The sequence below is a fragment of the Xanthomonas translucens pv. cerealis genome (genome assembly GCF_006838285.1).
GTDB classification, from domain to species: Bacteria; Pseudomonadota; Gammaproteobacteria; order Xanthomonadales; family Xanthomonadaceae; genus Xanthomonas_A; species Xanthomonas_A cerealis.
Map to the genome: position 1 here is coordinate 3,998,898 of NZ_CP038228.1, position 12,550 is coordinate 4,011,447.

Below are 12,550 nucleotides of genomic sequence, written 5' to 3' on the forward strand. Positions count from 1 at the left end.
GCGCGGATCTGTGTTGGGCTTTGCAAGGCCAACGCGGACTGGTTCTCTGTCGATCGTCGCCAGCGCGATGCATGTGGCAACCGCCGCAGCGCATGCGCGCTCTGTGTCGCCCATGCTTGCAGCGACGGCGTGCCGGACGTTGCGCCCGGCACGCCTGCCGGCTCACTTCCCGGTGACCTTGCGCGCGTGCTTGGACAGGATCGACATCTGCGGCCTGTCGCTGCCGTCCTTGTTCGGCTGCACGTTGAATGGATAGTCGTTCTTCCACCACGCGCCGGCCGCCCACCAGGTCCAGCCGACGATCACGTCCTTGTTCTGCTCGATGTAGCTGAGCATGCCTTCCAGCGCCTGGTTGCAGACGGGGGTATCGGCGGTGGCGAACTCGCCGATGAAGCCGACCTTCTTGTTCTCGCGCAGCCAGCTGACGAAGCCGGCCAGTTTCTCGGCGCCGGCGCCGGCGCTGACGCATTCGCCCTTGGTGCCGCTGTTGTCCTTGTCGAAGTACTGGTGCGCTTCGAAGGCCATGCGATTGCCCGGATCCTTCAGCGGTTGCAGCGCCACCGCATTGGAGGTGCCGTAGTAGGTGCTGCGCCAGCTGTGCGCGCCGGTGTAGGCGGTGCCGGGGACCAGCACCAGGTTCTTCGCGCCGGCCTTGCGGATGGCGTTGATCGCCGCTTGCGCGGCGGCGGCCCAGTCGGTGGAGGAGACCGCGTTGGGCTCGTTCATCAGGCCGAAGATCACCGTGTCGTCGTTCTTGAACTCGGTCGCCAGGCGCCGCCACAGGTCGGCGAACACCTCGGCCGGCGCGCCGGCGCTGCCGATCAGCGCACCGTTGTACTTGGCGTAGTTGTGCGGGTCCAGGATCAGGTGCAGGCCGCTGGCCTTGGCCTGCGCCACCGCCTTCTTGATCTGCGCCAGCTGCGCGGGATCGAACTCGCCCTTGGCGGTGGGCTGCAGGCGCTCCCACAGGAACGGCAGGCGCACGATGTTCATGCCCTTGCCGGCGAAGTAGCCGTAGTCGGTCGGACCCGGATAGGTGTAGTCCTTGTACAGCGTGCCCGGCTTCTTGCCGGAATTGAATTCGGCGCCGGACAGGTTGACGCCCGCGTACTTGAGCACGCTTTTGCCGTCCTGAGCGGACACGCTGAAGGCGGCGGCGAGCAGCAACATGGCGGGAGCGACGGGGCGTAGCCGTGACGACCAGAGAGAGGAAAGCGACATGGGGGAGCTTCCAGGGAAGAGGTGGGGGGATGCCGTTGTGCCATCGGGGGAAGCACCCGGCGGTGCAAGGGTGCGCGGATCGCACCCCGCTCGGCCAGCCTAGGCGCTCGCGCGTTAGCGGTGCATTCACTGGTGCGAAAGACGGCGTTGCGCTCGTGTCGCTCAGGGCGAGGTCGCAACTGTGCACGCAGGCACGGTTCGTCGCGGTGTCGGTGCGCATGCAGGAGGAGTTTCAGCCGCGACAACTTCCGCAGCCGGAAGGCCCGCCGCTGCGTTCGTCGCGACTTCAGTCCCGACTGCATGCCAAGTCGGAAAATCCGCTTCGCTCGTCGCGGCTGAAGCCGCTCCTACGGGAGGCTTGCGGGCGCATTGTGAGAAGGGGCCGGCGCGGTTGCCGGGCAATGCGGCGGCGGCGCCGGCAACGCGCGCCAACGGTGGCCCGGCGGTTCGCCGACGGGCATGCAAGGATGTCGTCCGCGCAGACGCGGGCTAAGTCGCTCAGGCTGCGGCCTGGGTCGTCACCGGCAGGCGGTTGCCGATCCATTCGGCGATGCTGGCGGCGGCGTCGCGACCTTCGGCCACCGCAGTCACCACCAGGTCCGCGCCGCGCACCGCATCGCCGCCGGCGAACAGCTTCGGGTTGCTGGTCTGGTACGGCAGGCGGCCGCTGCCATCGGGATCGCTGCCGCCGGCCAGGATGCGGCCGTTGGCGGTGCCCTCCACGCCCTGCGCGGCCAACCACTCGGGCACGCTCGGCGAGAAGCCGAAGGCGATGATCACCACGTCCGCGTCCAGCAGCGATTCGCTGCCTTCGATCGGCACCGCGGCCTGGCGCCCGCGCGCATCGGGTTCGCCCAGGCGGGTCTGCACCACGCGCACGCCGGCCAGCTTGCCGGCGGCATCGGCTTCCACCGCCAGCGGCTGGCGGTTGAACAGGAAGCGCACGCCTTCCTCGCGCGCGTTGGCCACTTCGCGCGCAGAGCCGGGCATGTTGGCTTCGTCGCGGCGATAGGCGCAAGTGACCTTGGCCGCGCCCAGACGGATCGCGCTGCGCACGCAGTCCATGCCGGTGTCGCCGCCGCCGAGCACCACCACGCGCTTGCCGCCCAGGTCCGGCAGCGCGATGGTGTCTTCCCAGCCGGCGATCGGCCGGCCCCACGGATCGTTGCCGCCGACGATGCGGCTGTTCTGCACCAGGAACGGCAGCGCCGGCAGCACCCCGGGCAGATCCTGGCCGGCCAGGCCGCCGTCGGTGTAGCGGTAGGCGCCGGTGCCCAGAAACACCGCGTCGTAGTCGCCGAGCAGTTGCTCCAGGCTGACGTCGCGGCCGATCTCCACGCCCAGGCGGAATTCCACGCCCATGCCTTCGAGCACCTCGCGGCGCTTGCCGATCACGCTCTTGTCGAGCTTGAAGCTGGGGATGCCGAACTGCAGCAGGCCGCCGATCTGTTCGTAGCGGTCGTACACCACCGCATGGATGCCGGCGCGGGCCAGGCGGTCGGCGCAGCTCAGCCCGGCCGGGCCGGCGCCGATCACCGCCACGCGCTTGCCGGTGGCCTGGACCTGGCTCAGGTCCGGGCGCCAGCCGTTGTTGAGCGCGGTATCGACGATGTACTTTTCCACCGCGCCGATGGTGACCGCGCCGAATTCCTCCAGCGTGCAGCTGCCTTCGCACAGGCGGTCCTGCGGACACACCCGGCCGCACACTTCCGGCAGCGGATTGGTGCTGTGGCACAGCGCCGCGGCTTCCTCGATGCGGTTCTCCTGCACCAGCTGCAGCCACTGCGGGATCGCGTTGTGCACCGGGCATTTCCAGCTGCAGTACGGATTGCCGCAGTCCAGGCAGCGCCCGGCCTGGTACTGCGCGTCGGCCTTGTCGAACTTGCCGTACAGCTCGTTCCAGTCGCCGGACGTACGCAGTTCCACCGGGATGCGTTGCGGCATCTGCCGGGGCAGGTCGAGGAACTGGAAGGCTTGTTTGCGGCTCATAAAAAATTCCGTGGCGTAATCCCTTCTCCCCTCGGGAGAAGGTGCCCCGAAGGGGCGGATGAGGGTACGGCGCGCGCAGCGCCCTCGCGCACCCCCTCTCCCACAAACAGGAGAGAGGGCGCGTCGATCAAGCAGCGCGCCGCAACGACTCGGTCAGCGACTCGATGCTCGCCGCCTTCGGCTTGACCAGCCAGAACTTGCCGACGTAGTCGCGGAATTCGTCGAGGATCTGCTGCGCCCAGATGCTGCCGGTCAGTTCGCGGTGGCGGCTGATCAGCTTGTGCAGGTGCTGGCGGTGGCTCTCGAAGCCTTCGGCGGAGATGCGATGGATGTCGATCAGCTCGTGGTTGTAGCGGTCGACGAAATCGCGGTCCACGTCGAGCACGTAGGCCAGCCCGCCGGTGAAGCCGGCGCCGAAGTTCAGCCCGACCTTGCCCAGCACCAGCACGATGCCGTCGGTCATGTACTCGCAGCAGTGGTCGCCGGCGCCCTCGATCACCGCCAGCGCGCCGGAGTTGCGCACGCCGAAGCGCTCGCCGGCGCGGCCGGCGGCGTACAGCTCGCCGCCGGTGGCGCCGTACAGGCAGGTATTGCCGATGATTGCGGTGCTGCGCGCCTCGAAGCGCGCGCCGCGCGGCGGACGCACCACCAGGCGCCCGCCGGCCATGCCCTTGCCGACGTAGTCGTTGGCCTCGCCCTCCAGCTCCAGCTGCAGGCCGCCGGCGTTGAATGCGCCGAAGCTCTGCCCGGCCGAGCCGCGGAAGCGCAGGCTCAGCGGCGCGTCGTCCATGCCGTGGTTGCCGTGCACGCGGGCGATGGCACCGGACAGGCGCGCGCCGATCGAGCGGTCGGTGTTGTGGATCAGGAAGCGGTGGTCGCCGCCGCGCTTGTGGGCGATCGCGTCGGCGAGCAGGCCGTCCATCTGCGTGGCCAGGCTGTCCGGCGATTCGTACAGGCGCTGCGCGGCGCAGTGGCTGCCGTCGTAGCGCATGTCCTTGAGCAGCCGCGACAGGTCCACGCGCACGCCTTCGCGCGGCGACACGTCCAGTTGCTGCAGCAGCTCGGTGCGGCCGATGATCTCGTCCAGCGAGCGTGCGCCCAGGTACGACAGCCACTGCCGCACTTCTTCGGACAGCAGCCTGAAGAAGTTCTCCACCCGCTCGGGCAGGCCGGTGAAGTAGTTGGCGCGCAGGCGCTCGTCCTGGGTGGCCACCCCGGTGGCGCAGTTGTTGAGGTGGCAGATGCGCAGGTACTTGCAGCCGAGCACGATCATCGGGCCGGTGCCGAAGCCGAAGCTGTCGGCGCCCAGGATGGCGGCCTTGACCACGTCCAGGCCGGTCTTCAGGCCGCCGTCGGTCTGCAGGATGGTGCGGTCGCGCAGGTTGTTGGCGACCAGCGCCTGGTGCGACTCGGCCACGCCCAACTCCCACGGCACGCCGGCATAGCGGATCGAGCTGACCGGGCTGGCGCCGGTGCCGCCGTCGTGGCCGGACACGGTGATCAGGTCGGCGCCGGCTTTGACCACGCCGGCGGCGATGGTGCCCACGCCGGCATGGCTGACCAGCTTCACCGACACCAGTGCGGTCGGATTGACCTGCTTGAGGTCGTAGATCAGCTGCGCCAGGTCCTCGATCGAATAGATATCGTGGTGCGGCGGCGGCGAGATCAGGCCGATGCCCGGCCTGGCGTAGCGCAGCCGCGCGATCAGCTCGTTGACCTTGTGCCCGGGCAACTGGCCGCCTTCGCCGGGCTTGGCGCCCTGCGCGACCTTGATCTGCAGCACTTCGGCATTGACCAGATACTCGGGGGTGACGCCGAAGCGGCCGGAGGCCACCTGCTTGATCTTGGAGCGCTTCTCGGTGCCGTAGCGCGCCGGGTCTTCGCCGCCTTCGCCGGAGTTGCTGCGCCCGCCGAGGCGGTTCATCGCGATCGCCAGCGCTTCGTGCGCCTCGGGCGACAGTGCGCCCAGGCTGATCGCGGCGGTGTCGAAGCGGCGCAGCAGGTCCGAGGCCGGTGCGACTTCATCCAGCGGGGTCGGCACCTCGGCGCGCTTGAGCTGCAGCAGGTCGCGCAGCGCCGACGGCGGGCGCGCGTGCACGGCCTCGGCGTAGGTGGCCCAGTCGGCCTGCTCGCCGCTGCGCGTGGCGCGCTGCAGGGTCATGACCACGTCCGGGTTGTACATGTGGTACTCGCCGCCGTGCACATACTTCAGCAGCCCGCCCACCTCGGGCTTGAGCAGGTCGTTCCAGGCGCGCGCGTTCAGCTGCCGCGCCTCGGTGTCCAGCCGCGCCAGGTTCACCCCGCCGATACGCGAGGCGGTGTCCGGGAAGCACAGTTCGACCACGTCCGGGTCCAGTCCGACGATCTCGAACAGCTGCGCGCCGCGGTAGCTGGCGATGGTGCAGATGCCCATCTTGGAGATGATCTTGGACAGGCCCTTGTAGACGCCCTTGCGGTACTTGCGGCCGATCTGCGCCTGTTCGCCGCCCTTCTTCAGCAGCAGGATGCCGCGCCGGCCCAGGTCGAACAGGGTCTGGTAGGCCAGGTACGGATACACCGCGGTGGCGCCGAACCCGAGCAGGCAGGCCATGTGGTGCGGATCGCGCGCGGTGCCGGTCTCGATGATCAGGTTGGCGTCGCAGCGCAGGCCGGCGCGCGACAAATGGTGGTGCACCGCGCCGGTGGCCAGCAGCGCATGCGCCATCGGCCGCTCCGGCACCGGGTAGCGGTCGGTCAGCAGCAGCATGACCTTGCCGTCGCGAACCGCCTGCTCGGCCTGCGCGCAGATCCGCTCCAGGCCGGCCTTGAGACCTTCCTCGACGCTGTAGGACAGATCGATCTGCGCGTTGCGCGTCTGGTACTGCTCCATCTTCAGCAGCTGGCGCAGCTTGCGCTGGCTGAGCACCGGTGAGTTGAGAATGACGTGGTTCACCGTCTCCGGGCCGGCGTGGAAGATATTGGTCTCCTTGCCGAGCTGGGTGGTCAGCGACATCACGCAGTCTTCGCGCAGCGGATCGATCGGCGGGTTGGTGACCTGCGCGAACGCTTGGCGGAAGTAGTCGTACAGCGGCCGGGTGTGGCGGCTGAGCACTGCCATCGGGGTGTCGTCGCCCATCGAGCCGGTGGCTTCCTGCTCGGTCTCGGCCAGCGGCCGCAGCACCTGTTCCACTTCCTCGGTGCTGAGTTGGAACAGCTTGTGGTAGCTGCGCAGGGTGCGCTCGTCGAACGGTTCCTCGACCAGCGAGGGGTCGATCAGTTCGGTCTGCAGGTAGGTCACGCCCTGCTGCAACCACTGCTTGTACGGGGCGCGGCCGCGGTTGATGCGGTCGATCGCGTCAGAATCGAGCAGATCGCCGCGCTTGAGGTCGATGGCCATCATCTCGCCCGGGCCGAGCTTGCCCTTGCGGATCACGCGCTCGGCCGGCAGTTCCCACACGCCCGCTTCCGAGGCGACCAGGAAATGGCGGTCGGAGGTCAGCATCCAGCGTGCCGGGCGCAGGCCGTTGCGGTCGAGCATGCACGCGGCGTAGCGGCCGTCGCAGGCGACGATGCCGGCCGGGCCGTCCCATGGCTCGGTGTTGAGTCCGTAGAACTCGTAGAACGCGGCCAGGTCGGCGTCCTTGAACTCCAGCGACTGGGTCGCCGGCGGCACCAGGATGCGCAGCGCGTGCAGCAGGTCCATGCCGCCGGCGACCAGCAGCTCGAGCATGTTGTCCAGGCTCTGCGAGTCCGAGCCGTGCATCGAGATCACCGGGTCGAACTCGGCGATGTCGAAGCGTGGTGTCTTCCACACCTTGCTGCGGGCCTGCGCCCAGTGCCGGTTGCCCTCGATGGTGTTGATCTCGCCGTTGTGCGCGAGCAGCCGGAACGGATGCGCCAGCGGCCAGCGCGGCAGCGTGTTGGTCGAGAAGCGCTGGTGGAACACGATCGCGCTGGAGGCCAGGTCGCTGCGCTGCAGGTCCGGGTAGAAGGTGCTCAGCTTGTCCGGCAGCACCATGCCCTTGTAGCTGATGCCGCTGGGCGAGAGCGTGGTGACGTAGAAGTCGGCGATGTCGCGCAGGCGCTGCTCGGCGCGGCGGCGCGCCAGGAACAGGGCCAGGGCGAAGCCGTCCTCGCTGTGCTCGGCGCCGGCATCGACGAACACCTGCTCGATGTGCGGCATGGTGTCCCTGGCCAGCTGCCCGCACACCGAATCGTCGGTGGGGGTGATCCGCCAGCCGCGCGGCTGCGTGCCGGCGCGCAGCAGCTCCTCTTCCAATACCTGACGGCAGCGCGCGGCGCCGTCCGCGTCGTCGCGCGGCATGAACACCTGGCCGGCGGCGAAGCGCGCGCCGACCGCGATGCCTGCATCGCGCGCCAGCGCGCGCAAGAACGCATCGGGTTTGCGGATCAGCAGGCCGCAGCCGTCGCCGGTCAGGCCGTCGGCGGCGACGCCGCCACGGTGGGTCATCCGCGACAGCGCGGCAATGGCGGTATCCACCAAGGCCCGCGAGGGTTGGTCATCGAGTTGCGCGACCATGCCGAAACCACAGGCATCGCGCTCGTCTTGGGGGTCGTAGAGCCCGTGGCGGTTGCGGGGGGCCATGTCTGCCTCTGAAAAAAGCGATCCGAAGGAACGCGGCGACACTCGCCCCCGCTCTATCCTGGAGCGCATCTTGAGGTCACCGGAACATCGACTAAAGCACATGTTGGTGCGGTGCCGCAATACAAGGTTTCAACTGCAACCGTAGTGGCGGCAACCACTCTGCTGCTGCAGCCGTACGCACCACCTGCAGGCGGCGGCGGACGGGCCTCAGCCGCAGCGTACGCCGGTGATCTGGTTCTTGACATCGACCTCGATGTTGAGCCGTTCGCCATCGAACTCCATGGTCACCGCCTGGTTCGGCTTGAGCACGCGCACGCTCTTGGCGCCGGTGTCGCTGCGCGCCTGGTCCAGCAACGCCTGTTCGGCGGCCTGGCCGACCAGGCCCTGCGCCTGCGAGGCGTCGCACGTGCCCACCGGCGGCGGCTCCGGGGCGCTGGCCGGATCCGGCGCGGCGGCCCGCTGCGCGGCGGCCTGCGCCTTGGCCGCTACCTGTTCCTGCTCGTCCGGCACCGGCGCGGTACACGCGGCCAAGGCCAGCGCCAGGCACGCCGTGCCCAACAGGCCGGCATGCGCGGACGCACGAGAAGAAAGGAAAGTGCTCATCGAGGCTCCTGGTGGATGGAGGGGGGCAGGTCCAGCATAAGCGCACAAGAATCGGACAAGTCGCGTTCGGCGCACGTTAACCGGCCGCCGTTGACGCGGCCTAGGCGGTGCACTGCCGACAATCCCGGCTCCTCACCCGCTGGGGTCCCGATGTCCAACGCGTCCCGCACCACTGCCGCCACCGAGGCGGCCCGCGCGCTGCAGCCCAGGCAGGCCGCCCGCAGCGCAGGCCTGGTCTATGTCAGCGACGAAGAGCCCGGCATCGCTCGCCGCCGCGCTGGCACCGGCTTCGGCTACCGCCTTCCCGACGGCCGCCCGGTGCGCGATGCGCAGACCCTGCAGCGCATCCGCCAGCTGGCGATCCCGCCTGCCTATACCGAGGTATGGATCTGCACCAAGCCCAACGGCCATGTACAGGCCACCGGCCGCGACGCGCGGCGGCGCAAGCAGTATCGCTACCACACCGACTGGGCGCAGCTGCGCGGCGACGGCAAGTTCGAGCGGATCATCGCCTTCGGCCAGGCCTTGCCGCGCTTGCGCCGGCGCCTGCGCCGCGACCTTGCGCTGCCCGGCTACCCGCGCGACAAGGTGCTGGCGATGGTGGTGGCGCTGATGGCCGAGACTCTGGTGCGCGTGGGCAATGCCGAATACGCGCGCAGTAACCGCTCCTATGGCCTCACCACGCTGCGCAACCGGCACCTGGAATTCGTCAACGTCGGCCGCGCGCGGCTGAAGTTCCGCGGCAAGGGCGGGCAAGAGCACGACATCGAGGTCGACGACGCGCATCTGGTCAAGCTGATCCGCGGCTGCCAGCAATTGCCCGGGCAGGCGCTGTTTCAGTACCGCGACGACGACGGCCAGCTGCAGCCGGTGGACTCGGGCGAGGTCAACGATTACCTGCGCGAGGCGATGGGTGAGAGCTTCACCGCCAAGGACTTCCGCACCTGGGGCGGCACCCGCGCCGCGCTGCAAAGGCTGGCGCAGCTGCCCTTGCCCGAACCTAGCAGCGAGCGCGCGCTGAAGCTGGCCCAGAACGCGGTGATCCGCGAGGTGGCCGACGCGCTGGGCAATACCCCGGCGGTGTGCCGAAAGGCCTATATCGACCCGTGCGTGTTCGACGGCTGGCGCGGTGGCGAACTGCACGGCCTGTGCGAGCGCGTGCGCGGCGAGCGGCAGTGGGATTTGGTCACGCTGAACTACCTGGCGCAAGCGCGCGCCGCGACCCGCAAGGCGGCCAAGACGGTCGGGGCCAAGAAAGCGGGTTCCAAAGCGGCCGACGCCAAGCCGGCGAAGTCCATCGCCCCGCGTCGGGCTGGCGGCAGCGCGGCCAAGAACGCCGCGCGTCCACGCGGCCGTGCCGGCTGATCGGAGCGCTGGCGCGGCGGCGCCATGACGTCACGTCGCTACGCGGCGAAACACCGCGCCGCGTCAGCCGCTCAGCCGGCGGTGCGCGCCATCAACCGCAATACAGCGTGGTGATGTTGTTGTACGGACCGACCTCGATGGTCAGGCGCTCACCGCCGTTCTCGCCGGCGCCGCGGGACGCGCTGTCCACGCCGCTGGAGGTGGCGCCGCTGTGGCCGACGCTGCTGTTCACCACCTGCACCTTCAGGCTGTCGCTGTCGACGCGGGCGCGTTCCACGGTGGTCTGCGCGGCGGCCAGGCCGACCGCGCCGCGGACCTTGTCGACGTGGCACTGGCCGGAGATGACGCCGTCGATCGGCTGCACGTTGGCGACCTGGGTGGTGCTGCAGGCGCCTAGCAGCAGGCTGGCGGCGAGCGCGACGGCGGGGGCGAGCGGATGGCGGATCATGGACGGTTCCTGTTGAGAATGACGCAAGCGTGTCGCGGCGGATGTTGGCGCGGCATGAAGCCCGCTTCGCAGATGGTACGCGCGGCTTCGCCTCTGTCGCGAATTGTCATATTGCATGCGGTGTATTAGCGGCCCGTCGTTCTGTGAGGTTGCCATGCGCGTTTCGTACCCCCCTGCTGCTGCACCAACAACTGCGGTGAAAACCGCCGAGGCTCCTTTCGTCGATACCGCGACGGTGTCCACGCCGATGGCCGCCGCGCCTTCCGGGCTGGCGGGACGGCCACGGCCGCGCCTGCCCAACGCCGGCGCCCCGCCGCTGGTGCCGCTGCCGGATGCCGGCGGCAAGCGCGCCCTAGCGCCGCTGGTGGCCCTGGATGGGGATTTCTCCAAGGACCGCCGGGCCGAAATAGACGCCCGGCAGGTCACCGTGCACGCGTTGCAGACCAGGCTGGGAACACTGAGCGCCGACGCCGGGGTGGCACTGAAACCGGGCAGTGTCGCGGCGCAGTTCGCCGCCGGCACATTGACCCCGGTCTATCTGGATCCGCCCGCTTTTCGTGCGATGGCAAAAAGCCTGTCCGGCCAGGGCGCGGGCCGCAAGACGGAGCCGCTGCTGGTGGATGAGCAGGGTCAGCGCATCGTGTTCGACCTGCAGCGCGCCTTCGTTCCAGGTGACCGCCTCAGTGATGAGGCGACCGCTGCGCTGGGCAAGGCGCTGGATCTGCCCGCGCAGGGCCTGAAAAATCCCGACTGGCTCCAGCCTGCCGCGCAATCCAGGACGTCACGCCGGCAATTGCAGAAAGTCCCGCGCTATAAAGGCCATGAGATCCCCGCACAGAACGGCGGTGCCGGTTTCTACAAGCCCAACGACCATCGCCTGCTGGGCGACAAGCGCGAGGTGGTGCGCAAGCAACTGCCCGAGTTCGTGCATGCGAACTATGTCCAGGCAGAAAGCACCAAGGCGCTGGGCAAGGACGTGATGGTGCATCGCGGCTTGTTCGACACCCATGCCGGCATCCCGGAAAATTCACTCGCCGCGATCGAGCACGCTTACGCCGAGGGCTATCGCACCCTCGAACTGGATGTGCAGGTGAGCGCCGAAGGCGTGCCGGTGCTGTTGCACGATTTCGCGATCGGGCGCACCACGGACGACTCCGAAAATCGCCTGGCCACGCAGGTGAAATATGCCGAATTGCAGGACAAGCGCCTGGTCATCCGCAATCCGATGGACGGCAATTTCGTCAGTACCAACCAACGCATCGCCGGCATCGAACCGATGTTGGACAACGTATTGCGCACCAAGCCCGGCATGTCGGTGGTGCTGGATTGCAAGGAACACATCGCCGAGAACGTGGCGCTGATGCTGATCCGGCGCCCGCAACTGCGCCCGATCACCGCGCTCAAGCTGTATTCCGTCGCCTACAAGGGCGGTTTCGACGAATTCTTCTCCAATCTGTGCGAGAAGCTGCAGATCAATCCGCTGCATTCCCAAGATCAGCCGCGCCGCGACAAGCTGCGACGCGATCTGAGCCAGATCAAAGTGGTGCCGCTGCTGATCGAGGACACGCTCAAGGACACCCAGTTGCGCGCGTTGTTCCCCGCTGCCGAGGACACGACAGGGCTGGCCGATACCGCCACCCACTGGATGCAGAGCTGGAACAACATGCGTCCGATCATTGCCGAGATGATGATCGTCGATCCCGACAGCGACGCCGGCAAGGCCATGCAACTGACGCAGGAACGCCTGCGGCAGCCAGGTTCAGGCTACGAAAAAGCGGCCTTCAGCTCCGCATACCGCTACGAGGATTTCTCGATCCCGCGTTCTGGCGGCCAACGCGACTACTACACCTGGGGCGTCTTCGGCGAGATCAATCCGGTTCCCAGCAGCGGCTTCGAGCCGCAGCGCGGCACCGCCGGCGCGTTTCGCGAGCGTGGCGAAAGCGTGCTCACCGACCAGCCGGACGAAGAAGTGCTGGCGCTGCGCGAGAACCGCACGTTGCCGCGCGGGCATACCGGGCTGGAGTTGGACGTGCCACCTGACGCTCCGCTCGATCGCAATCGCGATGCTGACATTGTCCAGGAACGTCGCAAGCAGTTCATGGAGGCCAAGCAGCCACTCGATGAGGTGCATATCCAGGCGGCGCGCGATGGGGCGAGGCTGGATCAAGGTGCGTCCCTGCAGCTGCCGCCGGCGGCACGGCAGGCCATCGACAAGCAGGCCGAAGCGCTGGGCCTGTTGACCGACCGCTATCGTGGCGCGCCGGTGAGCCATTATCTCAACGAGCAGGCCAAGCAGACCGAGCCGGAGGAATAGCGCCGCGCCGCCGCCGCGGTGCAGG

The 12,550-nt window shown here is 68.5% G+C and carries 7 protein-coding genes; 2 read left to right on the forward strand and 5 right to left on the reverse strand.

The window, feature by feature from the left end; genetic code table 11:
* Positions 1-162: 162 nt before the first annotated feature.
* The 4 genes from E4A48_RS17675 to E4A48_RS17690 all read right to left on the reverse strand — a co-directional run bounded on the left by E4A48_RS17675 (position 163) and on the right by E4A48_RS17690 (position 8,398).
* Entirely contained in the window at positions 163-1,221 is a 1,059-nt protein-coding gene (locus E4A48_RS17675; RefSeq protein ID WP_142742876.1) for a glycoside hydrolase family 5 protein, read from the reverse strand.
* Between the two features lie 498 nt (positions 1,222-1,719).
* On the reverse strand, positions 1,720-3,210 hold the full coding sequence (locus E4A48_RS17680) for an FAD-dependent oxidoreductase (RefSeq protein ID WP_039006518.1): 1,491 nt from the start codon (positions 3,208-3,210) through the stop codon (positions 1,720-1,722).
* 127 nt (positions 3,211-3,337) lie between these two features.
* Positions 3,338-7,795: a glutamate synthase large subunit gene (gene gltB / locus E4A48_RS17685; protein WP_039006517.1), complete on the reverse strand. Its 4,458-nt coding sequence runs from the start codon at positions 7,793-7,795 to the stop codon at positions 3,338-3,340.
* A gap of 207 nt (positions 7,796-8,002) precedes the next feature.
* On the reverse strand, positions 8,003-8,398 hold the full coding sequence (locus E4A48_RS17690; protein ID WP_039006516.1) for an I78 family peptidase inhibitor: 396 nt from the start codon (positions 8,396-8,398) through the stop codon (positions 8,003-8,005).
* 150 nt (positions 8,399-8,548) lie between these two features.
* Between E4A48_RS17690 and E4A48_RS17695 the strand changes: the two genes are divergently transcribed.
* Positions 8,549-9,763 (forward strand): DNA topoisomerase IB, encoded by a 1,215-nt coding sequence (locus E4A48_RS17695; RefSeq protein WP_185910674.1) that lies wholly within the window; start codon positions 8,549-8,551, stop codon positions 9,761-9,763.
* Positions 9,764-9,854: 91 nt separating this feature from the next.
* Here E4A48_RS17695 and E4A48_RS17700 read toward each other — a convergent pair whose 3' ends face one another.
* The gene (locus E4A48_RS17700) at positions 9,855-10,211 is read right to left on the reverse strand and encodes a hypothetical protein (RefSeq protein WP_039006514.1); all 357 of its coding nucleotides are present in this window, start codon (positions 10,209-10,211) and stop codon (positions 9,855-9,857) included.
* Between the two features lie 115 nt (positions 10,212-10,326).
* Here E4A48_RS17700 and avrBs2 point away from each other — a divergent pair, with 115 nt between their 5' ends.
* Positions 10,327-12,525 (forward strand): type III secretion system effector avirulence protein AvrBs2, encoded by a 2,199-nt coding sequence (gene avrBs2, locus E4A48_RS17705; protein ID WP_409976319.1) that lies wholly within the window; start codon positions 10,327-10,329, stop codon positions 12,523-12,525.
* The last annotated feature ends 25 nt before the right edge of the window (positions 12,526-12,550 follow it).